This is a genomic window from Herbaspirillum sp. NPDC087042, from assembly GCF_044745245.1.
In the GTDB taxonomy this organism is placed as follows: Bacteria; Pseudomonadota; Gammaproteobacteria; order Burkholderiales; family Burkholderiaceae_D; genus Herbaspirillum.
In genome coordinates, this window is sequence record NZ_JBIUZW010000010.1 from 125,183 (window position 1) to 151,128 (window position 25,946).

24 protein-coding genes are annotated in these 25,946 nt (G+C 65.0%); 9 read left to right on the forward strand and 15 right to left on the reverse strand.

Going from position 1 to position 25,946, the window contains the following annotated elements; all coding sequences use genetic code 11:
• Nucleotides 1–3 precede the first annotated feature (3 nt).
• A complete protein-coding gene (locus tag ACIPHN_RS15085) occupies nucleotides 4–1,527 on the reverse strand; it encodes a methyl-accepting chemotaxis protein (RefSeq protein WP_400437433.1) in 1,524 nt (507 codons plus the stop codon).
• A 287-nt stretch (nucleotides 1,528–1,814) separates the two neighbouring features.
• On the opposite strand from ACIPHN_RS15085, the gene ACIPHN_RS15090 reads away from it, so the two are divergent.
• Nucleotides 1,815–2,057 (forward strand): hypothetical protein, encoded by a 243-nt coding sequence (locus ACIPHN_RS15090; RefSeq protein ID WP_400437435.1) that lies wholly within the window; start codon nucleotides 1,815–1,817, stop codon nucleotides 2,055–2,057.
• A 30-nt stretch (nucleotides 2,058–2,087) separates the two neighbouring features.
• Here ACIPHN_RS15090 and ACIPHN_RS15095 read toward each other — a convergent pair whose 3' ends face one another.
• The 13 genes from ACIPHN_RS15095 to ACIPHN_RS15155 form a co-directional block, all read right to left on the reverse strand.
• Complete coding sequence (locus ACIPHN_RS15095) at nucleotides 2,088–2,573, reverse strand: MarR family winged helix-turn-helix transcriptional regulator (protein WP_400437436.1); 486 nt, start codon at nucleotides 2,571–2,573, stop codon at nucleotides 2,088–2,090.
• A complete protein-coding gene (locus ACIPHN_RS15100) occupies nucleotides 2,551–4,332 on the reverse strand; it encodes an acyl-CoA dehydrogenase (RefSeq protein WP_400437437.1) in 1,782 nt (593 codons plus the stop codon). Before ACIPHN_RS15100 ends, ACIPHN_RS15095 begins: the two co-directional genes overlap by 23 nt.
• 17 nt (nucleotides 4,333–4,349) lie before the next feature.
• Nucleotides 4,350–4,901 (reverse strand): DUF3237 domain-containing protein, encoded by a 552-nt coding sequence (locus ACIPHN_RS15105; RefSeq protein WP_400437439.1) that lies wholly within the window; start codon nucleotides 4,899–4,901, stop codon nucleotides 4,350–4,352.
• A 68-nt stretch (nucleotides 4,902–4,969) separates the two neighbouring features.
• Nucleotides 4,970–5,725 (reverse strand): ABC transporter ATP-binding protein, encoded by a 756-nt coding sequence (locus tag ACIPHN_RS15110; protein WP_400437441.1) that lies wholly within the window; start codon nucleotides 5,723–5,725, stop codon nucleotides 4,970–4,972.
• Nucleotides 5,722–7,512 carry an ATP-binding cassette domain-containing protein gene (locus ACIPHN_RS15115; protein ID WP_400437443.1) on the reverse strand — a complete coding sequence of 597 codons (1,791 nt, stop codon included), beginning with the start codon at nucleotides 7,510–7,512 and terminating at the stop codon, nucleotides 5,722–5,724. Before ACIPHN_RS15115 ends, ACIPHN_RS15110 begins: the two co-directional genes overlap by 4 nt.
• Nucleotides 7,513–7,514: 2 nt before the next feature.
• Nucleotides 7,515–8,555 carry a branched-chain amino acid ABC transporter permease gene (locus ACIPHN_RS15120; RefSeq protein WP_400437444.1) on the reverse strand — a complete coding sequence of 347 codons (1,041 nt, stop codon included), beginning with the start codon at nucleotides 8,553–8,555 and terminating at the stop codon, nucleotides 7,515–7,517.
• A gap of 108 nt (nucleotides 8,556–8,663) precedes the next feature.
• Nucleotides 8,664–9,809: an ABC transporter substrate-binding protein gene (locus tag ACIPHN_RS15125; protein ID WP_400437445.1), complete on the reverse strand. Its 1,146-nt coding sequence runs from the start codon at nucleotides 9,807–9,809 to the stop codon at nucleotides 8,664–8,666.
• A gap of 199 nt (nucleotides 9,810–10,008) precedes the next feature.
• Complete coding sequence (locus ACIPHN_RS15130; protein ID WP_198983731.1) at nucleotides 10,009–10,428, reverse strand: thioesterase family protein; 420 nt, start codon at nucleotides 10,426–10,428, stop codon at nucleotides 10,009–10,011.
• A 10-nt stretch (nucleotides 10,429–10,438) separates the two neighbouring features.
• Nucleotides 10,439–11,203, reverse strand: coding sequence for an SDR family NAD(P)-dependent oxidoreductase (locus tag ACIPHN_RS15135; RefSeq protein ID WP_400437447.1), 765 nt, complete (start codon nucleotides 11,201–11,203; stop codon nucleotides 10,439–10,441).
• A gap of 19 nt (nucleotides 11,204–11,222) precedes the next feature.
• Nucleotides 11,223–12,476, reverse strand: a complete 1,254-nt coding sequence (locus ACIPHN_RS15140; protein ID WP_400437449.1) for a thiolase family protein — start codon at nucleotides 12,474–12,476, stop codon at nucleotides 11,223–11,225.
• Nucleotides 12,477–12,498: 22 nt separating this feature from the next.
• Nucleotides 12,499–14,361 (reverse strand): feruloyl-CoA synthase, encoded by a 1,863-nt coding sequence (locus tag ACIPHN_RS15145; RefSeq protein WP_400437451.1) that lies wholly within the window; start codon nucleotides 14,359–14,361, stop codon nucleotides 12,499–12,501.
• A gap of 100 nt (nucleotides 14,362–14,461) precedes the next feature.
• A complete protein-coding gene (locus ACIPHN_RS15150) occupies nucleotides 14,462–15,241 on the reverse strand; it encodes a crotonase/enoyl-CoA hydratase family protein (protein ID WP_400437452.1) in 780 nt (259 codons plus the stop codon).
• A 318-nt stretch (nucleotides 15,242–15,559) separates the two neighbouring features.
• Entirely contained in the window at nucleotides 15,560–16,735 is a 1,176-nt protein-coding gene (locus ACIPHN_RS15155) for an ABC transporter substrate-binding protein (protein WP_400437453.1), read from the reverse strand.
• A 589-nt stretch (nucleotides 16,736–17,324) separates the two neighbouring features.
• On the opposite strand from ACIPHN_RS15155, the gene ACIPHN_RS15160 reads away from it, so the two are divergent.
• Entirely contained in the window at nucleotides 17,325–18,422 is a 1,098-nt protein-coding gene (locus ACIPHN_RS15160) for a porin (protein ID WP_400437455.1), read from the forward strand.
• Between the two features lie 120 nt (nucleotides 18,423–18,542).
• Here the strand turns inward: ACIPHN_RS15160 and ACIPHN_RS15165 are convergent, their stop codons facing one another.
• Nucleotides 18,543–19,469, reverse strand: a complete 927-nt coding sequence (locus ACIPHN_RS15165; protein WP_400437457.1) for an IclR family transcriptional regulator C-terminal domain-containing protein — start codon at nucleotides 19,467–19,469, stop codon at nucleotides 18,543–18,545.
• A 285-nt stretch (nucleotides 19,470–19,754) separates the two neighbouring features.
• Here ACIPHN_RS15165 and ACIPHN_RS15170 point away from each other — a divergent pair, with 285 nt between their 5' ends.
• The 7 genes from ACIPHN_RS15170 to ACIPHN_RS15200 all read left to right on the forward strand — a co-directional run bounded on the left by ACIPHN_RS15170 (nucleotide 19,755) and on the right by ACIPHN_RS15200 (nucleotide 25,930).
• Nucleotides 19,755–20,429: a 3-oxoacid CoA-transferase subunit A gene (locus ACIPHN_RS15170; protein ID WP_400437459.1), complete on the forward strand. Its 675-nt coding sequence runs from the start codon at nucleotides 19,755–19,757 to the stop codon at nucleotides 20,427–20,429.
• Nucleotides 20,426–21,067 (forward strand): CoA transferase subunit B, encoded by a 642-nt coding sequence (locus ACIPHN_RS15175; RefSeq protein WP_400437461.1) that lies wholly within the window; start codon nucleotides 20,426–20,428, stop codon nucleotides 21,065–21,067. Before ACIPHN_RS15170 ends, ACIPHN_RS15175 begins: the two co-directional genes overlap by 4 nt.
• 67 nt (nucleotides 21,068–21,134) lie before the next feature.
• On the forward strand, nucleotides 21,135–22,337 hold the full coding sequence (gene pcaF, locus ACIPHN_RS15180) for a 3-oxoadipyl-CoA thiolase (protein WP_400437462.1): 1,203 nt from the start codon (nucleotides 21,135–21,137) through the stop codon (nucleotides 22,335–22,337).
• A gap of 219 nt (nucleotides 22,338–22,556) precedes the next feature.
• Entirely contained in the window at nucleotides 22,557–23,423 is an 867-nt protein-coding gene (locus ACIPHN_RS15185; protein ID WP_400437463.1) for a branched-chain amino acid ABC transporter permease, read from the forward strand.
• Nucleotides 23,420–24,466, forward strand: coding sequence for a branched-chain amino acid ABC transporter permease (locus tag ACIPHN_RS15190; RefSeq protein WP_400437465.1), 1,047 nt, complete (start codon nucleotides 23,420–23,422; stop codon nucleotides 24,464–24,466). The genes ACIPHN_RS15185 and ACIPHN_RS15190 overlap by 4 nt, the downstream gene beginning before the upstream one ends.
• The gene (locus ACIPHN_RS15195; RefSeq protein ID WP_400437466.1) at nucleotides 24,463–25,236 is read left to right on the forward strand and encodes an ABC transporter ATP-binding protein; all 774 of its coding nucleotides are present in this window, start codon (nucleotides 24,463–24,465) and stop codon (nucleotides 25,234–25,236) included. Before ACIPHN_RS15190 ends, ACIPHN_RS15195 begins: the two co-directional genes overlap by 4 nt.
• A complete protein-coding gene (locus ACIPHN_RS15200) occupies nucleotides 25,229–25,930 on the forward strand; it encodes an ABC transporter ATP-binding protein (protein WP_400437468.1) in 702 nt (233 codons plus the stop codon). The genes ACIPHN_RS15195 and ACIPHN_RS15200 overlap by 8 nt, the downstream gene beginning before the upstream one ends.
• Nucleotides 25,931–25,946 lie beyond the last annotated feature (16 nt).

A 25,946-nucleotide genomic window follows, 5' to 3' on the forward strand; every position in this document is an offset into this window, starting at 1 on the left:
CACTCAGGCGAACTGGCTGCCACCCAGGCGGAACACGCTGACCGAGGCCGCCAGGTTGCGCGCCTGTGTCTTGAGGGCCTCGGTGGCGGCCGCCGCTTCTTCGACCAGCGCGGCATTCTGCTGGGTCACGGTATCCATCTGGGCGATGGCCTGGTTGACCTGTTCGATGCCGGCTTCCTGCTCGCCACTGGCCGAGGAAATCTCGCTCATGATCTGCGTGACGTTGCGCACGCTCACCACCAGTTCCTCGATGGTGGCACCGGCCGACTTGACCAGGCGGCTGCCGGCTTCGACCTTGTCCACCGAGCTGCCGATCAGTTCCTTGATCTCCTTGGCGGCGGTGGCCGAACGCTGCGCCAGGCTGCGCACCTCCGAGGCCACCACCGCAAAGCCGCGTCCCTGCTCGCCGGCACGGGCGGCTTCGACGGCGGCATTCAGGGCCAGGATATTGGTCTGGAAGGCGATGCCATCGATGACCGAGATGATGTCCTCGATCTGGCGCGCCGAGGCCTGGATATCGTCCATGGTACTGACCACGTCGGAGACTACCAGTCCGCTACGCGAGGCCACTTCCGAGACCGAGCCGGCCATGGAGTTGGCCTGGCGCGCGTGGTCGGCATTGCGCCTGACGGTGGAGGTGATCTGTTCCATCGCCGCCGCCGTTTCTTCCAGCGAGCTGGCCTGCTGCTCGGTACGCGCCGACAGGTCGAGATTGCCACCGGCGATCTGGGTCGAGGCGGTGACGATGGTATCGCTGCCGCTGCGCACACCGCCCACCACGCTTTGCAGGCTGGTGTTCATATCCTTGAGGGCTTGCAGCAACTCGCCCGTTTCATCGCGGCGGGTGACCACGATGCGGCTGCTGAGGTCGCCGGCGGCCACCGTCTTGGCGATCTGCACGGCCTCGCGCATGGGTCGGGTGATCGAGCGGGTGGCCAGTACCGCCAGCAGGATGGCCAGCGCCACGGACACTGCACCTACGGCCACATCGAGCGTTTTGCCGGCGCTGATCGCGCTGGAAATGCCCGCGCCGGTGCTGGTGGCGTTCTCGCGGGCGATGGCCAGCAAGCCGGCGAAGCCGGTCGCCAGCACCTTGTCGGCACCACTGATGGCAGCATCGATATCGGCCACCGCAGCACCGGCTGCACGCATCGATTGCGCCTTGGCCAGTGCTTCTCGGTAAGTGCCGATGCCGGCGCCGATCTTCTGCAGCAGTTCTTCTTCCCTGGGCTGGTCCACGCCGAGCTGGCGGTATTGCGTCATCAGCGTGGCAATGGCATCCATGTCGGCCAGGAAATGCTTGTCGTAGTCCTTGCCCCGCACCACGTAGTTCTTGAAGTTCTGGACGCTGTCGCCCAGCCTGATGTAGCCCTGGGTGGCGACATCCTGCTTGCTCAGCACGGTGCCGGAAAAGCCGTCCCAGTGACGGCCGATCTGGGAGAGGGTGAGGATGGAGGCCACCGTCAGCACGCAGGCTAGCAGGGTGACCATCATGAAGGAAATGCCCAGTCTGGTACCGATTTTCATAGCCACCCCGCAATGATTGATATGTTTTACCGGTTCTGGTGACGAGCCAGAATCGGCGCGACTGGATCTAGACGGTGAAAACAGGATCACATCCGGCTTTGTCTGTTTGGCAAGTCCGATGCGAGCGGCGAGAGTCCGGATGGGATTCTTTCAGCAACCGCAATACTGCTTTGCGAGATTACCAGTTTTTCCCGCAGGTACGCGTGGGTAAACTAAAACTGTGTGAATGAAAGTTACGCAAAGGATAGGCAAGGGCAAGATCCGCTTGCATTCACGAGGAGCCGATCATGCGCACCATCATCCTGAAGAAGTTCTCTCTCACCGCCGTCCTGTCGCTGGCTGCACTGAGCGCCTATGCGGCCGAACAGGCGCCGTCGGCACCGGTACAGGCAACGGCAGCGACGTCCACCACGACTACCGCCACCGCCGACAAGCCCGGCCTGACCCGCGCCCAGGTCCTGGAAGACCTCAAGCGCTACCAGCACGAGCACGCCAATCCCAGCTACGCTGAACTGGTCTTCCTGCGCTGATACTAGAGAAATAAGAGAAACAAGAGGGAATTACTGCGGCAGGAACATCTTCTGCAGCAGTGCGATCAGTTGCGCGCGCTCGGCGTCCGAGAGCATCTCGGTGGCCTTGAGCTCCAGTTCGATGGCGGTCTGCTCGGCCTTGGTACACATGCGCATGCCCGCAGTGGTCAGTGCCAGCACCTGCGAACGGCGATCCTGGGGATTGCGCTGGCGCATCACCAGGCCGCGCTGTTCCAGCTTGTCCAGCAAGGTCGCCAGGTTGGGGGGCGACACATTGATGGCCTTGGACAGGCGCTTCTGGTTGATGTCGGGATTGGCCTTCAACAGGCTCAGGACGGTGAAATCCACCGGCCGCAGTTCGAACTTGGCCATGCGCTTCTCGAACAGCGGCATGATGGTGATATAGGCGCGGCGGCAGTTGTAGCCGACCAGGCTGAGCAGCAACTGCTGGTCCAGCGCGCCCTGTTGCGTGGTGTCGTCGTCGGAATCGAAATCAGCCGGCTTCTTGGGCAGCATGGTGGTCCAGGTCGGGGGAGGAAAGCGGCAAGCCGTTTGCCAGGCAGCCCTCGATGATGCCGCAGAGCTGACGGACTTGCGCGAACACAAAGGCGAAATGATAGCACGCGGCATCCCGCTTGCCGCCGTAGTAGGACGGGTCCGAAGCCAGCGCCGACAAGGCGCGCCGGCCTGCCCGCAGCCACATCCAGCCCAGCGCCACATGGCCGGTCAGGCGCAGCATTTCGTCGGCTACGAAGTAGGGCAGCGTCGGTGAGTGGGCCGCAGCGGCGGCGATCGCACGCGCCAGGACTTCCAATTTATCCACAGCCTCGCGCAGCAGTTTCGCTTCGTAGCCAAGTAGCGAGTCATCGTTGGCATCGGCGCGCACCAGCGCCAGGAAGTCCGCCAGCCGGCGTCCCTCGTCGCCCAGCACCTTGCGCATGAGGAAGTCGATGCCCTGGATCTCATTGGTCCCTTCATAGATCATCGTGATGCGCGCATCGCGCAGGTATTGTTCGATACCACTCTCCACCACATAGCCGTGACCGCCGAAGACCTGCAAGGCCTGGCTGGTGCACTGGAAACCCTGCTCCGTCAGGAAGGCCTTGATGACCGGCGTGATGAACTCCAGCCGCTCATGATGACGACGGCGCAGCGCGGCATCGGGATCGTGCTCGGCCAGATCCAGCAGCAGGCCGGCCCAGCAGGTCAGCATGCGCGCGCCCTCGATGCGGCAGCGTTGTTCCATCAAGAGTTTCTGCACGGCCGGATGATGGGCGATCAGGTCGCCTCCCGGTACCGCGGTGCTGCGCGTGGGCGCGCGCGACTGGCGGCGCTCGCCGGCATAGGCGCTGGCCCGTTGCCATGCCGCCTCCGCCAGCCCCAGCCCCTGCGCCCCCACATGCAGGCGCGCCGCATTCATCATCACGAACATGGCGGCCAGCCCGCGTCCCGGCTCGCCCACCAGCCAGCCCTGCGCCTGCTCGAAGCGCAGGCTGCAGGTGGCGCTGCCGTGGATGCCCATCTTGTGTTCGATGCCGGTGCAGCGCACGCCGTTGCGGCTGCCATCGGGTAGCACGCGCGGCGCCAGCAACAGCGACAGGCCCTTGCTGCCTGGCAGCGCATCGGGCAGGCGCGCCAATACCAGGTGGACGATGTTGTCGGTGAGGTCGTGCTCGCCACCGGAGATGAAGATCTTGTCGCCGCTGATGCGATAGCTGCCATCCTCCTGCGGCAGGGCGCGCGTGCGCAATTGCCCCAGGTCGCTGCCGGCCTGGGCTTCGGTGAGGCACATGGTGGCCAGCCACTGGCCGCTGGCGATCTTCTCCAGGTAGCGCGCCTGCAGCTCGGGCGCACCATGCGCGGCCAGGCAGGCATAGGCGCCATGCAGCAGGCCCGGATACATGGTCCAGCCATGATTGGCTGCACTGAGCATTTCATAGAGGGCGCAATCGAGTACGTGCGGCAAGCCCTGGCCGCCATGTTCCGGGGCGCAGGCCAGGGCCGGCCAGCCACCCTCGCAGAATTGCGCATAGGCGCGGGCGAAGCCGGCGGGCGTATGGACCGCGCCCTCGTCAAAGCGACAGCCTTCACGGTCGCCACTGGCGTTGAGCGGCGCGACAACTCCGGCGGCGAAGCGGCCGGCTTCTTCCAGTACCTGTGTCATCAGGGCGCTGTCGAACTCGGCATGCGCGGGCAGGGTGCGCAAGACCTCGGGGGCCTGCAGGATTTCATCGAGCACGAAGGCAAAGTCGCGCAGCGGCGGTACATAAGACATCATCGCTCCCGGCGGACTCAGTTGAGCAGGTAGGCGTCATACACCACGGCATTGCCCAGGCGCATGGCGTAACCCACGCCCATGGCACGGTTGAGCCAGTCATATTTCTTGCTGGCGGTTTCGAAGCTCATGAACAGGCGGAAGGTATAGCGCGACGGATCGACCGGCTTGCCCTGGGCAACCTCGGCCATCACCTCCGGCGGGCCGTAGCGCACGCCCCGGGTCTGCAGGTAGACCAGTTCGCCGTCCTCCAGCTTCAACAGGTAGCGGGTATCGATGATGGCCAGGCCATCGGCGGTCACGGTCTGCCAGTCGGCGCCGTTGTTGAGGATCTCGCCGTTGAGCAATGGTCCCTTGAAGCTGCCACCGGTGATCGGGATGATGCGGCGGCGACCCAGGTCGGAGGTCTTGCCCAGCTCCCAGATCGGCGCCACCAGGTCTACCGAGAAGCGCGCCAGGAAGGCCAGCTTGGGTTGCGGCGGCACCAGCGTGGTGTTGTCGGCGTCGCTGGCCGCGTGGGCCTGGAAGGACAGTGTCAGTGCGGCCAGCAGCAGGAACAGCTTTTTCATCATGGTCTCCTTGTTCAATTTTCCAACTATGTCTTTATGTCATGGCAGGGTGCAGAAAACCTCAAGGCTCAGGAAGCCGCCACCGCCTCGGCGTCGGCCTTCTTGCCAAAGCCCAGGTAAGCCTGGATCACTTGCGGATCGCCGGCCAGACGGGCCGATTCTCCCTGCATGGTGACCTTGCCCAGTTCCAGCACGTAGCCATGGTCGGCCGTCTGCAGGGCGGCGCGTGCATTCTGCTCCACCAGCAGCACCGAGATGCCGGCCGTGCGCAGTTCGGCGACGATCTGCAGGATCTCCTTGACGATGCGCGGTGCCAACCCGAGGCTGGGTTCGTCCAGCATCAGCAGCGCCGGCTTGGCCATCATGGCGCGGGCGATGGCCAGCATCTGGCGTTCGCCGCCCGAGAGCGTGCCGGCCAGTTGTGCGCGCCGTTCCTTGAGGCGCGGGAACAGATCGAAGACCACCGGCAGCTGGTCCATCGGCTGTGCCTGGCGCAGCCGCAGCCGGCGAAATCCGCCCAACAGCAGGTTGTCCTCCACGCTCATGCTGGCAAACAGTTCGCGTCGCTCCGGCACCAGTGCGATGCCTTCCATGACCCGCTGTTCCAGGCTCCAGCGCTCCACCGCACGGCCAAGATAGCGCACCGTGCCCTGTGCGGGCAGCACGCCCATGATGGCGTTGAGCAGCGTCGACTTGCCCGCGCCATTGGGGCCGATCACGGTGGCGATGCTGCCGCGCTCCAGCGTGAGGTTGATGTCGTGCAGCGCCTGCACCTTGCCATAGCTGGCGCACAGCTGCGCCACTTCCAGTATCGCTTCGCTCATTCGATTCCACCCAGGTAGGCTTCGATCACGGCGGGATGCCGCTGGATCTCGTGCGGTGTGCCTTCGGCGATCTTGCTGCCGAATTCCATCACCACGATGTGGTCGGTCAGTTCCATGACGAATTCCATGTCGTGTTCCACCAGCAGGATGCTCATGCCATCGGCGCGCAGCTCCTGCAGCACGCGTGAGAGTGCCTGCTTTTCCAGGTGGCGCAGGCCGGCGGCGGGTTCGTCCAGCAACAGCAGCAGCGGATCGCAACACAGCGCGCGGGCGATCTCCAGGATGCGTTGCTGTCCCAGTGCCAGATTGCCGGCTTGCTCATGCATCAGGTGTTGCAAGCCGACGCGATGCAGGGCGCGCGCAGCCTCGTCGAGCAGCGCCGTCTCCTCGGCGCGCTCCAGGTGCAGCATGGCATTGACGGTATTGCGCAGGAAACCCTGTTGGCTGCGCATGTGCGCGCCCAATGCCACGTTTTCCAGCACCGACATGCCTGGCAGCAGGCGCACATGCTGGAAGCTGCGGGCAATGCCCAGCCGGGCAATGGCGCGCGAGGGCAGGCCGGCGATGTCGCGGCCATTGAAGCTGACGCGACCACCACTGGCATGCAGCAATCCGGTGACCAGGTTGAAGGTGGTCGACTTGCCGGCGCCATTGGGACCGATCAGCCCGACGATTTCACCGGCCTTGACGTTGAAGGACACATCGTTGACCGCCACCAGCCCGCCAAAGCGCTTGTTGATCTGGTCTACCTGCAGCAGCGGTGCGCCGCGTGCCGGGGCGGCCCGCTTGCCCATGGTCGCGGGGCCGGCCACGCGCAGCGGCGGTGCCACCGGCGGGAAGGCGCGCAGCCACAGCGCACGCACCCACGGCCACAGGCCACCGCGGGCGTACTTCAGCAGCAGGATCAGGATCAGGCCGAAGACGATGGTTTCATAACTGCCGGCGTCCCCCAGAAGGGCGGGCAGCAGGACCTGCAACTGATCCGAGAGCAGCTTGAGCACCCCCGCGCCCAGCAGCGCGCCCCAGAGGTGGGCGATGCCGCCGACCACCACGATGAAGAGGTATTCGATCCCCATGGACAGGCTGAAGGGCGAGGGATTGACAGTGCGCTGCATGTGCGCGAACAGCCAGCCCGACACCGAAGCCAGCAAGGCCGCAAAGACGAATACCAGGATCTTGTAGCGGCCGGTATCGACGCCCATGGCCTCGGCCATCGAGCGGCCTCCTTTCAGGGCGCGGATGGCGCGTCCCGCGCGCGAGTCCAGCAGGTTCAGCGAGACCCACACCGCCGCCAGCACGATGGCCCAGATGAGGTAGTACAGGTGGCGTTCGCGGGACAGGTCCAGGCCGGCCAGCTGCAGCGCCGGGATGCCGGAGATGCCGTCGTACTTGCCCAGCCAGTCCACCTTGCCGAACAGGAAGTACAGGCTGATGCCCCAGGCGATGGTGGCCAGCGGCAGGTAGTGGCCAGACATGCGCAGCGTGATGCGACCCAGGACATAGGCTGACACGCCCGTGATCACGAGACCCAGCGGCAGCGTCAGCCAGGGCGAGACGCCGTGGGCGGTGGTGAGGTACGAGGTAGTGTAGGCGCCCAGTCCGACGAAGGCGGCCTGGCCGAAGGAGGTCATGCCGCCGATGCCGGTCAGCAGCACCAGGCCGATGGCCACCAGGGCGTAGAGACCGATGTAGTTGGCCTGGATCACCCAGAACTGCGGCGTGGGCAGCACGGGGAAGAGTGCCAGCAGCACCAGCAGTGCGTAGAGCGGGAGTCGTTTGTTGATCATGCTTATTCCTCGTCCTCGTCATGCGCGGGGGTGACCAGCGAGCGCCACAGCAGTATCGGCAGCAATGCCATGAAGACGATCACTTCCTTGTAGTCGCTGGCCCAGAAGGAGCTGAAGGATTCCAGCAGCCCCACCAGCAGCGCGCCGCCTGCGGCCGCCGGGAAGCTGGCCAGCGCACCGATGGTGGCGGCGACGAAGCCCTTCAGGCCGATCAGGAAACCGGAGTCATAAAAGATGGTGCTCATCGGGCCGATCAACACGCCCGACAGAGCACCGATAAACGCTGCCACGGCAAAGGACAACTTGCCAGCCAGCGTCGTGGAGATACCCATCAGCCGCGCGCCCAGGCGGTTCACCGCCGTGGCGCGCAAGGCCTTGCCATACAGGGTGCGGCCGGAGAACAGCCACAGTGCTACCAGCAGCGCCACGGCGGCCACCACCACCACCACGGTCTGCGCGCTCAGGGTGAGCTGCGCCAGGTTCCAGCGCTCATCCCAGAAGGCCGGTGTGCGGAATCCTTCCGCACCGAAGAACACCAGGCCCAGCCCGGTCATGGCCAGGTGGATGCCGACCGAGACGATCAGCAATTGCAGCACGCTGGCGTCCGCCATCGATTCATAGATGACCTGGTACATCAGCGGCCCCAGTGCCGTGATGAGCAGCAGCGTGAGCAACACCTGCACCGGCAGCGCGAACTGGTGCGGCGCGGCCCACCACACCAGGGCGGCAATGGCCAGCGGCGCGCCCAGCGTGCCGGCTAGCGCACGCGGCAACAGGGCTGCCTGGCCGCTGCGCAACAGGCTGGCGGCCTGCATGCCGGCCGCGCAGATGGCCAGCACCAGCAGCAGCCACAGCGGGCCGGGACGTTGGCCCTGCTGCAGCATGGCCAGCGTCAGGGCGCCGAAGGCGACGAACTCGCCCTGCGGGATGAAGAGGATGCGGGTGACCGTGAAGACCAGCACCAGTGCAATGGCGATCAAGCCATAGACGATGCCGTTGGTCAGGCCATCCAGGGTCAGGATGGCGGCAATCGAAGAGTCCATGAGTCGTAGGCGGTGGAGTGGAACAATGGCGCAGTGGAGCCGTGGAACAGTTGAGCAATCCGGCGTCGAAGGGGCGGCGCAGCGCCGCCCCGGATATGCTCGCAGCCCTTAGGGATTGACGGCCTTCCAGTTGCCGTTCTGGATGGTCAGCATGATGCGTGCGTCGTCACCCAGGCCGAAGTGATCCTTGGCCGTGTAATGCAGCGTGCCTTGCGAGATCTGGATCGGCCCGGCGTTTTCCAGTGCCTCCTTGAGCGCCGCGCGGAAGGCCGGGGTGCCGGGCTTGGCCTTCTTGAGTGCTTCTGGCACCACCTTCTGCAGCACCAGTTGCGCGTCATAGACGTGGGCGGCGAAGAGGTTGCGGGTGCCGGCGCCATATTGCTTCTCGTAGCGGGTCACGAAATCGGTCGCCAGCTTCTTGGAGGGATTGCTGTCCGGCAGCGCTTCCGGCACCACGGCCGGCCCCGACACCACGTAGGATCCCTCGACATCCTTGCCGCCCAGGCGGATCAGGTCGCGCGAGGCGGCGCTGTGGGTCTGGAAGATCCTGCCCTTGTAGCCGCGTTCGATGAGGGCCTTGTGCGGCATGGCAGCGCCACTGCCCGAGGCCACCACCAGCACCGCATCCGGGTTGCTGCTGACCACGCGCAGGGCCTGGGCGGTGACGCTGGTATCGGCACGCGAGAAGCGCTCCACCGTCACCATCTTGATGCCGGCCGCAGTGGCCAGGCGCTGCACCTCCTTGAGCCAGTTCTCGCCATAGGAGTCGGAGTAGCCCAGGAAGCCGATGGTCTTCACGCCCAGCTTCTTCATCTGCTCCACCACGCCACCGGCCATCACGGCGGTGGACTGCGGCAGGCGGAAGGTCCAGGCGTCACGCCCTTCGGCGGTCTCGATGGGGGAGATGGCCAGCTGCACCGTCTGCGACTCCAGCGCCACATCGGCCACGGCCAGGGTGGGCGGCACGGCGGCCGAACCGATGATCAGGTCGACCTTGTCCTCGGCCACCAGGCGGCGCGCGTTCTTGCTGGCCTGGGTGGGATCGGTGGCGTCGTCGAGGACAATGAGCTTCACCTTCTCGCCGCCGATGCTCTCGGGCCACAAGGCAAAGCCATTCTTGGCCGGGATGCCCAGGCCCGAACCCGGGCCGGTCAGCGACATCACCACGCCGATAGTCAGCTCGGCCTGCGCTGCGCCCGCACAGGCCAGCATGGCTGCCAGTACGCCTGCCTTGGATGCCAGTTTCATCTTCATCTCCGTCTCCTTGTATTTATCGATTGTTGACGGGCAGAACGTATGCGCTCCACCTCGTTTGCAGCTGATTCCTTTGTACTGCCCATCCAGCGCTGCCCGTTCGGACTGAGTAGCGGCCCAGCCGCGTATCGAAGACACGCCGCAGCGTCTTCGATACGGCCCGGACGGGCCTACTCAGTCCGAACGGTAGTCCTTCTGTTCAACTACACATGGCCCTGATGTCCTCCGGGATGGCGATGGCCTTGATGCGGTTCGGGTCCTCCGGGTGGCGGATCGCAAACACTCGGGTATCGCGGCCCTCGCAGAGCAGTTCGCCATCGCGCTTCAATTCGTGGCGCATCACGAAGGTCTTGTCGTTCCATTCGATGATGGTGGAATGCACCTCCAGCTGGTCGCCATAGGTGGCCGGGCGCACGAAGCGCGAGCTGATGTCGACCACGGGCGTGCCGATGATGCCGCGGGTCTTCTCGGTCTCGCGCCAGGGCGGCACGCCGCATTGGTGGAAGAAGTTGCGCGAGGCTGCGTCATACCAGCGAAAGAAATTGGGGAAGTACACAATGCCGGCCGGATCGCAATCGCCGAACTCCACGCGCACGGGATAGATGATGGTCTTGTCCATGTCGCTCTCCCTAGCGCGGCGCCAGCCGCAATGCGCCATCCAGGCGGATCACCTCGCCGTTGAGCGAGAGGTTGGTGGCAATGTGCAGGGCCAGCTGCGCATATTCCTCGGCCTTGCCCAGACGCTTGGGGAAGGGGATGGAGGCGGCCAGCGATTGCTGTACTTCTTCGGGCAGCTTGTAGAGCAGGGGGGTGAGGAACAGCCCTGGGGCAATGGTCACCACGCGGATGCCGTATTGCGCCAGGTCGCGCGCCAGCGGCAGCGTCATCGCCGTGATGCCGCCCTTGGAGGCGGCATAGCCGGCCTGCCCGACCTGGCCATCGAAGGCCGCCACCGAGGCGGTGGCCACGATCACGCCGCGCTCGCCTTCGGCCAGCGGTTCGGCAGCGGCCATGCGGGCGGCCACCAGGCGGATCACATTGAAGGTGCCGATCAGGTTGACGTTGACGATGCGGCTGAAGTCTTCCAGCGGGATGGCGCTGCCATCCTTGCCCACCATGCGTCGGGCGCCGCCGATGCCGGCGCAGTTGACCAGGATGCGCGGCACGCCGTTGGTTGCCTGGGCGGCCTCCAGGGCTGCTTCCACGGAGGCGCTATCGGTGATGTCGCAGCGGGCGGCGTGGCAGTTCAGTTCGTCGGCCAGCGCCTGGGCGGCATCCATGTTGACGTCCAGGATGGAAACGCGGGCGCCGGCCTGTACCAGCTGGCGCACGGTTTCGGCACCGAGGCCGGAGGCGCCGCCGGTGACCAGCGCGGCTTGTCCTTGCAGTTGCATGAAGAGATTCCTTGTCGAGTCAGTGGGAGGCCGCCGGGTTTTCCAGCAGCAGGGCAATGCCCTGACCGCCGCCGATGCAGGCCGAAGCGATGCTGTAGCGCGCACCACGCCGGTTCATCTCGCGCGCGGCGGTGATGGACAGGCGCACGCCAGTGGCGGCCAGCGGATGGCCCAAGGCGATGGCACCGCCGTTGACGTTCAGGCGTTCACGGTCCAGACCCAGCTCGCGCTCCACCGCCACGATCTGCGCGCCTTGCGCTTCGTTGATCTCGAAGCAGCCGATATCGGCGACCGTCAGGCCGTTGCGTTCCAGCAGCGTGCGGATGGCCGGCACCGGACCGATGCCCATGATTTCCGGCGGCACGCCTGCCACGGCAGCGGCCACCACACGGGCCAGCGGCGCCTTGTCATGGCGGCGCAGGTATTCGCCCGATGCCACGATGGTGGCGGCGGCCGCGTCCACCAGCGCCGAGCTGTTGCCGCCGGTCTGCACGCCATCCGGATAGAGCGTGCGCAGCTTGCCCAGCACGTCCACTGGAGAGGGGCGCGGATGGGTATCGGTCGCGGCTTCGCCGACCTTGCCCTGCAACTTGATGTGACGGTCGTGGTAGCCCTCCAGGTGGAAGGTCTCGTTGGTGACCGTCACGATCTCGCCCGCATGGAAGCCCGCCGCCTGCGCCTTCAATGCGCGCTCGAAGGAGTAAGCGGCATAGTCGTCGACCTCGGCGCGGGTGATGCCATATTTCTTCGCCAGGTTCTCGGCGGTCTGCGGCATGGTGATGCCGGGGGCCGGATCGACCAGGGCTTCCCACATGTAGTCCTGGAATTCAACCGGCGCACCCAGGCGGAAGCCGCTACGGTGTGAAAACGCCGCAATGGGATTGCGCGTCATCGATTCGCTGCCCACCACCAGGGCGGTCTCGGTATAGCCGCGCTCGATCTGGTCACCGGCCTGGCGGATCAGCTCGAAGCCGGTGCCGCAGATGCGCTGGACCATGATGGCCGGCACCGTCAGCGGCACGCCCGCGTACAGGCCGATGTGACGCGGCAGCATGTACTGGTAGGCGTCACCCGGTGCCATGTTGCCGGCGATGACCGAGCCGATGTCGCTGGCCGGGATGCCGCTGCGCGCCAGTACCTCGCGCGCCACCTTGATGCCCATGTCGGTGGGCGAGAGCTGGCTGAAGCTGGTGCAGTAGTCGACCATGGGCGTGCGTACGCCACCGGCCAGCCAGATGTCCTTGAAGCTGGAATAGAAGGCTGCTTGTGTCATGTTGCGGGTTCCTGGGTGGACCTTAGTGGGTAGGCGAGAGCGCGGCCTGGAGTTTGAGTACGGCGGCATCGCTGCCGGCATACAGGGTCTCGACCAGGGTGGCGCGATGGGTGAGCACGGCGCGCTGGTTGATGGAGCCCTTGTCGGTGACTTCGCCCCGGTCGAAGTTGGGCGGTTCCACCAGCACCAGGGCGCGGGTGACGCGGGTGGAGCTGCCGGTGGCGTGGGATTGCAGGCGTTCCAGCACACCCTGGAAGAAGTCGCGCACCGGGCCGGCGGCCAGCACCTCGGCGCGTGAGGCATCGGCGGGCAGGCGCGCCAGCTGGCGGCAGCGCTCAAGGTTGGGGACGATGAGCATGCCGACCTCGGTGCGGTCCTGACCGGTGATGACGGCATCCTGCAGGTAGGGCGCGCCTTCGTGCGCGATCACCGCGCGCAACGGTCCCACGCTGACCCAGGTGCCGGTATAGAGCTTGAAGTCCTCGGCCACGCGGCCATCGAACATGAAACCGCGATCCGGATGCGCCGGATCACGCCAGCGCACCGCATCGCCCGAGCGGAAGTATCCATCCTCGTCGAAGGCTTCGGCGGTCTGCTCCGGTGCGCGCCAGTAACCCGGCGTGACATTGGGGCCGCGATAGCGGATCTCGATCTTGTCGCCATTGGGGACCAGCTTGATTTCCATGCCCGGGGTCGGGATGCCGATCTGGCCGGCCTGTACCTGCTGGTCGACCACGAACAGCGCCGACGGTGACGTCTCGGTCATGCCCAGCCCGCAGGACATCACGATGCGCTCGCCGCAGGTGGCTTCGGCGGTGGCATGCAGCTTGTCCCAGACCGGCTGGGCCAGTGCCGCACCGGCGTAGAACTGCATGCGCAGGCGGCTGTAGAAGGTGCGACGCAGGGCTTCATCCTTCTCCAGCGCGTGGGCGATGCCTTCCCAACCCACCGGTACGTTGAAGTACACGGTGGGGGCGATCTCGCGCAGGTTCTCCAGCGTCGTGGCCAGCCCTTGCGGCGTGGGCTTGCCCTCATCGATGTACATGGTGCCGCCGTTGTAGAGCACGATGCCGACGTTGTGGTTGGCGCCGAAGGTATGGTTCCAGGGAAGCCAGTCGATCAGGATGGGCGGCTCCTCGGCCAGGAAGGGGAAGGTCTGCACGATCATCTGCAGGTTGCTGCACATCATGCGCTGGGTGTTGACCACGGCCTTGGGCATCTTGGTCGAGCCCGAGGTGAAGAGGAACTTGACGATGGTATCGGGGCCGGTGGCGGCATAGGCGCGCTCCACTTCATCGCCAGCGCGGGTCGCCTCCAGTTCGGCAAAGAGCGTGCACTCGCGCCCGGCGGGCGGCGCTTCGGTGACCACGAACTCGATATCGGGGGCGACCGCATTGACGGCTGCGGCGAACTTTTCGCCATGGGCGGCGAAGATCAGGCCGGGTGTCAGCAACTGCACCGCGTGGCGCAGCTTGGCGTAGTCCTTGGACAGCAGGGAATAGGCCGAGGACACCGGTGCATACGGTACGCCCGCATAGTGGCAGCCCAGCACCAGCATGGCATGTTCGAGGTCGTTCTCGGAGAGGATCAGCAAGGGGCGCTCGGCCGACAGGCCGCGCTGCAGCAGCGCCTGGCCGATGCGGCGCGCGCTCTGCAGGGCCTGGCCGTAACTGATGCGGCGCCAGCCGCCGTGGCCGTCGCGGCGCGCCATGTAGGTGCGCTCGGGGTCGACCGTGGCCCAGTGGATCAGCTTGTCGGTCAGGCGCGCCGGGTAGGCTTCCAGTGGCTGGCGGGTCTTGACGATGGATTGGCCGTCAGCGCCCGGCACGACGTCGACGCCGCCGATACCGAACCTGACGCTGCGATAGCGAGGAGGAGTGTTCATACATGTCTCTGTTGTGGAGTCCCCCGGGATCGTTGCCCGGTGGAGGTGTTGTTATGCACTGCACTGTATTACTGACTGATGCTGACGGTGGCAGGGAAGCTCAGGCCGGCTTCACCTTGTTCTGCTTGTGATCGAGGAAGGCGGCCAGGCGGCCCTTGGTATCGGGATCGCTGCCGGCCACCGCTGCCATGAGCGACTCGGTCATCAGGCCATCCTGGATGGACTGGTCATGGATGCGCGGCAGCACGTGCATGACGCCGTAGTTGGTCATCGGCGCATTGCGGGCGATGCGCTCGGCCAGTTCGCGCGCCTTGTCCAGGCCGCGCCCGGTGGCCACGCTGTATTGCGAGATGCCGGCCTGGTGGCCTTCCTCGGCCGAGAGTACCCGTCCGGTCAGCATCATGTCGGCCATGCGCGCCACGCCGATCAGGCGCGAGATCCGTACCGACCCGCCACCCCCGACGAAGAGGCCGCGCTGGCCTTCCGGCAGGCCGTAGAAGGCGCTTTCCTCGGCCACGCGGATATGCGCCGCCGAGGCCAGCTCCAGGCCGCCGCCGATGACCGCGCCGTGCAGCACCGCGATCACCGGTACGCGGCCGAACTGGATCTGTTCGAAGGCGGCGTGCCACATGCGCGAGTGATGCATGGATTCGGAGGTGTCGCGCTCGCGCAGCTCGGAGAGGTCCAGGCCGGCGCAGAAGTGCTCGCCGTGGCCATGGATGATGGCCACCTTCACGCCCTCGGGCAGGTTCTCGAAACAGTCGCGGATGGCCCGCACCAGCGGGTCGTTGAGCGCATTGCGCTTGGGCGCCCGGTTCAGGGCGATTTCGGCGATGGCGCCGTGTTGCTGGATCTCAAGAAGGTTGCTGTGCTGGTTCATGCGCTCGCTCGTCGTGCCGGTGCCGGCGGTTTGTATCGTTCGAATTAGTTATAACGTATAACTATTATTCAGTATAAGTATCCGGGGCGTAAACGCAAGCGCTCAATGTGTTGCGTTTTGTGCGATCGTCGCAAAAGCGGGCGGTAGTCGAACATTATTTCCTGACCAAACCGCCACCGGCAATGTTGCATCGCAGTCTTCGCGTGTGAAAAAGTAGCCCGGCCTGTACGCCAGGCTGCTGCTGGCCTGGCGGCGCAAAGAAAAACGCCGGTGTGCAGTGCATCACCGGCGTTGCCGTGGAGGAGGGAAACGAAAAACTTATTTTCCGGTGTCCTTCATGTTCTCGAACTTGTCGAATTCCACGTTGTAGGCTTCGTTGCCGATCTTCTCGACCTTGCGCACATAGACGGTCTGCACGATGTCGCGGGTGGCCGGGTCGATCGTGATGGGGCCGCGCGGGCTGGTCAGCTTCATGCCCTTGAGGATGGCCATGGCGCGCTCGCCGTCGATCTTGCCGTTGAGCTTCTTGCTGACCTCGTAGATGGCGGCCATGCCGTCATAGGCGCCCACCGCCATGAAGTTGGGACGGCCTGCGCCTGGGTTGGCGGCGGCGAAGCTCTTGAGGAAGGCCTTGTTCTCCGGCGAGTCGTGCGCGGCCGAATAGTGGAAGGTGGTGATCACGCCCAGCGTGGAGTCGCCCATGGCCGGCATCACATGGTCGTCGGTGAGGTCGCCGGTGGCGATGACCTTGATGCCGGCTTCGGCCAGGCCGCGTTCGCGATAGCCCTTCATGAAGGCGATGCTCTGCTCGCCGGCAGGCACGAAGATGAATACGGCCTCGGGCTTGGCGTCCTTGATGCGCTGGATGTAGGGCGCGAACTCGGGATTGCGCAACGGCACGCGGATGGACTCGACGACCTGGCCGCCACCGCCGATCAGGTTGGTCTTGAAGGCGGTCTCGGCATCGATGCCCGGGCCGTAATCGGCCACCAGCGTGACCACGCGCTTGATGCCGCTCTTCAGCGCCCAGGTCGCCATCGGACCGGACACCTGCGGCAGCGTCATCGAGAAGCGTGCGATGTAGTTGGACTTGGTGGTGATCACCGAGCTGGCGGCATTCATGATGATCATCGGCTTCTTGGCCTGCTCGGCGATCGGCGCTACGGCCAGCGCTTCAGGCGTGAGGCCGAATCCGGCCAGGAAATCCACCTTGTCGCGCACCACCAGTTCCTGCGCGAGACGCTTGGCGATCTCGGGCGAGGGGCCGGTGGTGTCCTTGATGATGACCTGCACCTTCTTGCCGGCGACGCTGTCGCCATGCTGTGCCATCCAGGCCTTGATGCCGCCTTCCATCTGCTTGCCATAGTCGGCGAAGGGGCCGGAGAAGGCGGCAATGAGGCCGACCTTGATGGTGTCCTCGGCCTGCGCAGGCGCGGCCATGATGAGGTGGGAACCCGCCAGCAAGGCCAGCAGGGCAGCTTTCTTGAACGTCATTTTCAGTCTCCATGTTGAGTGCGTACAGCATCGATGACCTGACCGGTTCTGTCGCCGGCTTGATTGTCTCATCGACGGCCCCACTGTTGCAGTCGGGCGACGCGTTGCCTGGTTTTACCCGACTCGTCTTGTTGACAAAGCCGGGGCGCGAACAATAGTATCGCAACATCTGTTCGGTTAACAAACTGATGTGCGGTAATCGAACAGCAAATAAAAAGGAATAAAACTTAGTCCGGAGACGTTCCCTGAAGGTTCTGCGAGGCTTCCTCCAGCGTTCCTTCTCATGCAACCGCCGGTTGCATCCTTCACATCGTGTTTCACCGCGACGCGCGCAGCGCGTGGCAGCAGCAGGCATGCCGATGACCATGGTCATGGGGCAGGGGGCCTTTTGCGCCCACGCCCGGTGGCGCGCCGCTGACCGCAGCACCGCAGCACTGCAGCACTGCAGCACTGAATTCGCAACAGGCAACACCCTGTATCAAAGCAAGGACGGCGAGCAGCGAATCGCCGGTACGCACCGGCACAAGGTGCGATCCGGCAGCAGACCGGCCAAACACAACGTTCAACGAGTCATCAGGAGGAGACGGTAATGAAAAAGACAGTAGCAATGAGCGCAATGGCCCTGGCCGCAGGCCTGTGCGCCAGCCAGGCGATGGCGCAGAGTTCGGTCACCATCTACGGCATCATCGATACCGGCGTGGTCTATACGACCAATGCCAATGCAGCCGGCAACTCGGTCTTCAAGATGCCTTCGCTGACGGGCAGCTTCCCGTCGCGCCTGGGCTTCCGCGGGACCGAAGACCTGGGTGGCGGCCTGCAGGCCATGTTCGTGCTGGAGTCCGGCTTCGCGCCCGACACCGGCGCAATGGGTCAAGGTGGCCGGCTGTTCGGTCGCCAGTCCTATGTCGGCCTGAAGAACGACTGGGGCCAGGTCATGCTGGGTCGCCAGATCAACATGACGTATATCTCGCAGCTCAAGACCGACGTCATGGGGCCCAACATCTTCGCCATCGGCAGCATCGATCCCTACCTGCCCAATGCGCGTAGCGACAATTCCATCGGCTACCTCGGTACCTTCAGCGGCTTCACCGTCGGTGCGACCTACAGCTTCGGTCGTGATGGTGCCGGTCCGGCCGGTCCCGCGGCCACCAACTGCCCTGGCGAAGTAGCCGGCAACAGCAAGGCCTGCCGCCAGGTTACCGGTCTGCTGGGCTATGACGGCCGTGGCTGGGGTGTCACCACTTCCTACGACATCATGTATGGCAACACCGGTGCCTCCAACGGCTTGACCAGCAGCGACAACACCGATCAGCGCATCACGCTGAACGGTTACTTCATGCTGGGTGACGTCAAGATCGGTGGCGGTGTGGTGGACCGTCGTACCCGCGCGGCAGCCAATACCAATACCGACTCCGACCTGTACTACCTGGGCTTGAGCTACCCGCTGTCGGTGGCGCTGGTGCTGGATGCGCAGGTCTCGCGCCTGAACATCAAGGGGAGCGACAACGATGTCACGCTGTCGGTGGCACGCCTGACCTACAACCTCTCCAAGCGCACCGCGCTCTATACCTCGGTGGGCTATATCAAGAACGGTGGTACCTCCGCCGTGGCGATCGATGCCGGCGGTACCGTGGGGACGGGCAAGAACCAGTTCGGTGTGATGAGCGGTATCCGCCACACCTTCTGATCTGTACAAGGGGCTTGAGGATGGCGCATCCAGACAGGATGCGCCGACATCCATGGCAGGGGCAGGACGGTGGATGCCCCGGCCTTTCGGTTCGGCCAGCGCGCTGGCCGGACCGGTTTTTCAGGGAAGCAGCACGGACAGTTCCTGGGCACCACGCAGGAGCACCGGCAGGATCTCTTCTTCCATCTGCTTGCGCGACACGCGCGCAGCTTGCGCCCCCACGTTCAGGGCCGCCAGCACATTGCCGGAGGCGCCACGCACCGGTACGGCGATGGAGCGCAATCCCACTTCCAGTTCTTCGTCGATGACGGCGTAGCCATGCTCGCGCACGCCGGCCAGGATTTCGCGCAGGCGCTTTTGCGAGACCACCGTCTTGTCGGTGAGCGCGCGCAGCTTGACCTTCTCGAAGTAGGCCTTCAGCTGGTCGTCCGGCAGGTGCGCCAGCATGGCGCGGCCCAGCGAGGTGCAATAGGCGGGCAGGCGGCTGCCGGTATTGAGCGCCACCGACATCACGCGCGAGGTGGCCGAGCGCGCCACATAGAGCACTTCATTGTCATCCAGCACGGCCAGCGAGCAGGACTCGCCCAGGGTACGGCTGATGTTGTTCAGATAAGGCTGGGCCGAGACCGTCAGCGGCGTGGATGACAGATAGGAATAACCCAGCGTGAGGATCTTGGGGCGCAGCGAGAAATTGTTGACCTCGGAATCGGCATAGCCGAGTTGCTTCAGGGTATGCAGGCAGCGCCGCACCGCCGCGCGCGGGATGCCGGTCTTCTGGCTGATCTGGGCGATGGTCAGGCTGCGGCGCGAATCGCTGAAGGCGCGGATCACCGCCAGGCCGCGTGCCAGCGAGGTCATGAAGCTGGGATCGGTGAGGGCATCGATCTCCTCGGCAATGGTCAGCTCGCGTTCTGGCTCGACCGGGGCGCTCGCTTCCTTGCTGCGTGATCGGGTAGTCCGGACTGGCTTGGTGGCAGCGCTGGCGTCAATGGTCTTGCTGCTCTTGGCGGGGCTTTTGCGGGTCTTGGCGACGGGCGTGGTGGGCATGGGCTCGGATTCTCGATGGCAGTCGGGGGATTCTAACGGTTTGTGCGGCAAGCGAACACATCCTGCGGGTTTTTCTTGACGGCCCTTAAACCGGGTCGCTAAACTCTTTTTGTGCGAAAATCAAACATTAGTTCGGTGATCGAACATTGTGAGGCAAATCACAACAGCCCGCAAGCGATCCCCCGGACCTGGTGGAGACCCGACCGGAACCGGCCCTGCTGAGCACTGCAGCGGGCTGCAAGCAGGCGCCGCTTTGGAAGGCGCCGAACCTAAAGTGAGAGCAACGTGATCGACAAAATTTCTGGCTCCCTGGAGCAGGCGGTGGCGGATATCCATGATGGCGCCACCATCATGATCGGTGGTTTCGGCAATGCCGGCATGCCATCGGCCCTGATCGATGCCCTGATCGCGCAAGGCGCGCGTGACCTGACCATCGTCAACAACAATGCCGGCAACGGTGACACCGGCCTGGCGGCGCTGTTGAAGACCAAGCGGGTGAAGAAGATCATCTGCTCCTTCCCGCGCCAGACCGACTCACACGTCTTCGACGCGCTCTACCGCGCCGGCGAGATCGAACTGGAACTGACCCCGCAAGGCAACCTGGCTGAGCGCATCCGCGCCGCCGGTGCCGGCATCGGCGGTTTCTTCAGCCCGACCGGTTACGGCACCATGCTGGCCGAGGGCAAGGAGACCCGCGAGATCAACGGCCGCCACTATGTACTGGAGTCGCCCATCCACGCCGACTTCGCCCTGATCAAGGCCTTGCGCGGCGACCGCTGGGGCAACCTGGTCTATCGCAGGACCGCCCGCAACTTCGGTCCCATCATGGCCATGGCCGCCAAGTGCACCATCGCCCAGGTCAGCGAGGTGGTGGAGCTGGGCCAGCTCGATCCGGAAAACATCATCACGCCTGGCATCTTCGTGCAGCGCATCGTGGCAACCAAGGAGGCCCAGCAATGAACCGCTTTACCCGTGACCAGATCGCCGCACGCGTGGCCCAGGACATCCCCGAAGGCGCCTACGTGAACCTGGGCATCGGCCTGCCCACCAAGGTCGCCAACTACCTGCCGTCCGACAAGGAAATCTTCCTGCACAGCGAAAACGGCGTGCTCGGCATGGGCCCCGCGCCCGCGCCCGGCGAAGAGGATGAAGACCTCATCAACGCCGGCAAGCAGCCGGTGACGCTGTTGACCGGCGGCTCCTACTTCCATCACGCGGATTCCTTCGCGATGATGCGCGGCGGCCACCTCGACATCTGCGTGCTGGGCGCCTTCCAGGTCTCGGCCAAGGGTGACCTGGCCAACTGGCATACCGGTGCGCCGGACGCCATCCCCGCCGTGGGCGGCGCGATGGACCTGGCCATCGGCGCCAAGCAGGTGTTCGTGATGATGGACCACCAGACCAAGACGGGCGAGAGCAAGCTGGTGGAGGCCTGCTCCTATCCGCTCACCGGCATCGGCTGCGTCAATCGCATCTATACCGACCTGGCCGTGATCGATGTTACGCCGCAGGGTCTGCGCGTGGTGGAGATCGTCGAAGGCCTGTCCTTGGCGCAATTGCAGGAACTGACCGGCGCACCCTTGCTGCCGGCAGCCTGAATCCGACGAGCCGCCGAACCCTTGAATCCAACCATTTGCAGCAAGCCCCATTCGTAGCGAGGACAGCATGAAAGACGTATTTATCTGTGACGCCATCCGTACCCCCATCGGCCGCTACGGCGGCGCGCTCAAGGACGTGCGCCCCGACGACCTGGGTGCCGTGCCATTGCGCGCACTGATGGAGCGCAATCCGCAAGTGGACTGGAGCGCGGTCGATGACGTCATCTACGGCTGCGCCAACCAGGCCGGCGAAGACAACCGCAACGTGGCGCGCATGTCGCTGCTGCTGGCGGGCCTGCCGCAGGAAGTGTCGGGCAGTACCATCAACCGCCTGTGCGGTTCGGGCATGGATGCGCTGGGCACGGCCGCGCGTGCCATCAAGTCGGGCGAGACCCGGCTGATGATCGCCGGCGGCGTCGAATCGATGACCCGCGCGCCCTTCGTGATGGGCAAGGCCGACAGCGCCTTCTCGCGCCAGGCCGCGATCCAGGACACCACCATCGGCTGGCGTTTCGTCAATGCGCTGATGAAGCAGAAGTATGGCGTGGATGCCATGCCTGAAACCGCGGAAAACGTCGCCGTCGACTACCAGGTCAGCCGCGAAGACCAGGACCAGTTCGCCGTGCGCAGCCAGGCCAAGGCCGCCGCCGCGCAAGCCAATGGCACGCTGGCCCAGGAGATCGTGCCGGTGGTGATCCCGCAGAAGAAGGGCGATCCCATCACCGTCAGCCAGGACGAGCATCCCCGTGCCACCAGCATGGAAGCGCTGGCGCGCCTGAAGGGCGTGGTCAAGCCTGATGGCACGGTCACCGCCGGCAATGCCTCGGGCGTCAACGACGGCGCCTGTGCACTGCTGCTGGCCAGCGCCGAGGCAGTGGAGCAATACCAGCTCAAGCCGCGTGCGCGCATCCTGGGCATGGCCACCGCCGGCGTGGCGCCGCGCGTGATGGGCATCGGCCCGGCCCCGGCCAGCAAGAAGCTGCTGGCGCAACTGGGCATGACGATAGACCAGATGGACGTGATCGAACTCAACGAAGCCTTTGCCTCGCAAGGCCTGGCGGTGCTGCGCGAACTGGGCGTGGCCGATGACGATGCACGCGTCAATCCCAATGGCGGCGCCATCGCCCTGGGCCATCCGCTTGGCATGAGCGGCGCGCGCCTGGTGACGACCGCCATCTACCAGCTGGAACGCAGCGGTGGCCGCTATGCCCTGTGTACCATGTGCATCGGCGTGGGTCAGGGTATTGCGATGGTGATCGAGCGCGTCTGAGCGTTCCAGCAAAAACCATCACGGCAGCAATCAAGAACAATCACGCAAGAACGGCAGGAATCGTTAGAGAATAAGCACCCCGCAAGCCAGTGACCGAGCGGCCGATAAAACAGAGCCGCAGGTCAGACCAGAAGAGGAGACCAGCGGCATCATGTTTGAGCATCGTACGTTTGCGCCCGTTGCGGGCATCTTGCGGCACATCCGCCAGGGAGCTTGGCCATGCTAGGCAACTTCCTCGGGGTGCTATTCGACGGCATTGCCTATGGCAGCCTGCTGTTTCTCATCAGTGTGGGCCTGTCGGTGACGATGGGCATGATGAACTTCATCAACCTGGCCCATGGCGCCTTCGCCATGCTGGGCGGCTATGTCTGCGTGAGCCTGCTCAATGGCCTGGGTGTTCCCTTCCTGGTCACGCTGCCACTGGCCTTCCTGGCCTCGGCGGTGGTCGGCCTGGTGCTGGAGCGTTCGCTCTACCGCCGTCTCTACCAGGCCAGCCACCTGGACCAGGTACTGTTTTCCATCGGCCTGACCTTCATGGCCGTGGCCGGCGCCACCTGGCAGTGGGGGCCGACGCAGCAGCCGGTGGTGTTGCCCGACTGGCTGCGCGGACAAGTCTCGCTGCTGGGCCTGGACGTGGGCGCCTACCGTCTCTTCCTCATCGGTGTGGTGGTGCTGGTGACGCTGGCCCTGGGCCTCTTGATCGAGCGCACCCGCTTCGGCGCGCAGATCCGCGCCTCGGTCGATAACCAGGTGGCTGCAGCCGGCCTGGGCATCAATGTCAGCCGCGTCTTCAGTCTGACCTTCGCACTCGGTTCCGGCCTGGCCGGCCTGGGCGGTGGCCTGGGCATCGACGTGCTGGGGCTGGACCCGACCTTCCCGGTCAAGTACATGGTCTACTTCCTGCTGGTGGTGGCCGTGGGCGGTGCCGGCACCATCAAGGGCCCGCTGCTGGCGGCGGTGATCCTGGGCGTCTTCGATGTCGCCGGCAAATACTACGTGCCCGAGATCGGCGCCTTCGTCATCTATGGCCTGATGGTGGTGTTGCTGATCCTGTTCCCGGCCGGCCTGATGCGGAGGCGCGGATGAGCCTCCTCACTTCCCTGGCGGCGCGCACTGAGTCCGCCCATTCTGCCGCCCCTACCGGATCGTCCAACATGAAGCCCGTCCTGCACCTGCCCAATGACCGCTGGACGCCGCTGGAAGTGCTCTTCTGGCTCTTGCCGGTGGCCGCCTATTTCCTCTTCCCCGACTATCTGGTGCTGATCAGCCAGGTCATGATCGTGGGCCTGTTCGCCGTCTCGCTGGACCTGATCCTGGGCTATGCCGGCATCGTCTCGCTGGGCCACGCCGCCTTCTTCGGCGTGGGCGCCTACACCGCCGGCCTGCTGGCTGCGCACGGCTGGGGCGAGCCCATCAGCGGCCTGTTGCTGGCTGCGCTGGCGGCGGCGGTGGTGGGCTTCCTGGTCAGCTTCCTGGTGGTGCGCGGGGCCGACCTGACTCGCCTGATGGTCACGCTGGGCATCGGCCTGATGCTCTTCGAGGCGGCCAACAAGGCTGCCTTCATCACCGGTGGCGTGGACGGTCTCTCGGGCATGGTGATGGACAAGATCTTCGGCGTCTTCGAGTTCGACCTCACCGGCCGGGTGGCCTATGCCTACAGCTTCGCGGTGCTCTTCATCGTCTTCGTGGTGTTGCGCCGTTTGGTCAATTCCCCCTTCGGCCTGGGCTTGAAAGGCATCCGCGAAGGTGGACGCCGCATGCCGGCCATCGGTGCCGACGTCAGCCGCCGCCTGGTGGTGATCTTCACGGTGGCCGCGACCGTAGCCGGTGTGGCCGGCGCCTTGCTGGCGCAGACCACGCAGTTCGTCGGCCTGGATGTGCTGGGCTTTCCGCGCTCGGCCGAGCTGCTCATCATCCTGGTGCTGGGCGGCACCGGTCGCCTGTATGGCGGCCTGGTCGGCGCGCTGGTCTACATGCTGGCGCAGGATTATCTCTCCGGTCTCAATCCGGCCTACTGGCAGTTCTGGATCGGCCTGCTGCTGATCGTGATCGTGCTGTTCGCCCGTGGTGGCCTGCTGGGTGGACTGGCCGCCTTGCGTGAGAAGTTCTTCAAGGGAGGCCGGCCATGAGCGCGAGCTTGCACACAGGGGATACCACCCTGCGCACCGAAGGCCTGACCAAACGCTGGGGCAGCTTCGTGGCCAACAGCGATGTCAGCCTGAGCTTCCAGCCCGGCGCGCGTCACGCGTTGATCGGCCCCAACGGCGCCGGCAAGACCACCTTCATCAACCTGTTGACGGGCGGCTTCGCGCCCAGCAGCGGCAAGGTCTGGTTCGGCGGCGACGATATCACCGGCCTGGCGCAGCATGAGCGCGTCAAGCGCGGCATGACACGCACCTTCCAGATCAATACCCTCTTTGCCGGCCTGACGGTGCTGGAGTCGGTGGTGCTGGCCATCTCCGAGCGGCGTGGCATGCAGTACAAGTGGTACCAGACCGTGGCCAGCCAGAGCGAGGTGGTGGAGGAGGCGATGGCCTTGCTGGCCTCGCTGAAGCTGGACAACGAAGCCAACAGCATCACCCGCAGCCTGGCCTATGGCAAGCAGCGCCTGGTGGAAATCGCCCTGGCCCTGGCCACCAAGCCCAAGGTCCTGTTGCTGGACGAGCCGGCCGCCGGCATCCCCTCGGCCGAGAGCCGGGAGCTCTTCGAGGTCATTGCGCAATTGCCGCGCGATGTGACCATCGTCTTCATCGAGCATGACATGGGGTTGGTGTTCCGTTTTGCCGAACGCATCACCGTACTGGTGGGCGGCAAGGTGCTGGTGGAAGGCACGCCCGCCGAGATCGCCGCCGACCAGCGCGTCAAGGAAGTCTATCTGGGGGAGGCCGAGCATGAGTGAGCTGCTGGCACTGGAAAAGGTGAGCGCCGGTTACGGCGAATCCGTCGTGCTGGAAGACGTGTCTTTCACCATGAACGAAGGCGAAAGCCTGGCCCTGCTGGGCCGCAATGGCGTGGGCAAGACCAGCCTGCTGGTGACGCTGATGGGCCTGACGCGCCTGCGTGGTGGCAGCATCCGCTGGCGCGGCAACGACATCGTGCGCGTGCCGACCCACAAGCGCGCCCATGCCGGCCTGGGCTGGGTACCGCAGGAACGTTTCATGTTCCCCTCGCTGAGCGTGGAAGAACACCTGACGGTGGTGGAGCGCGGCGGCAAGTGGGACCTGAAGAAGATCTACCAGATCTTCCCGCGCCTGCATGAGCGTCGCAACAACATGGGCAACCAGCTTTCGGGTGGCGAGCAGCAGATGCTGGCCATCGCCCGCGCGCTGATGGTGAGCCCGCGCATCCTGTTGCTGGACGAGCCCATGGAAGGACTGGCGCCCATCATCGTGCAGGAATTGCTGCGGGTGATCCGTCGCCTGGTCAGCGAAGAGGGCATGTCGGTGATCGTGGTGGAGCAGCATGCGCGCATGGCGTTGTCGCTGACCCAGCGCGCCATCGTGCTCGATCGCGGACGCATCGTGCATGCCTCCGACAGCCAGAGCCTGCTCGACGACGGACAGACCCTGGACCGGCTGGTGGCGGTAGCCTGAAGCCGGCCGCTGGCCG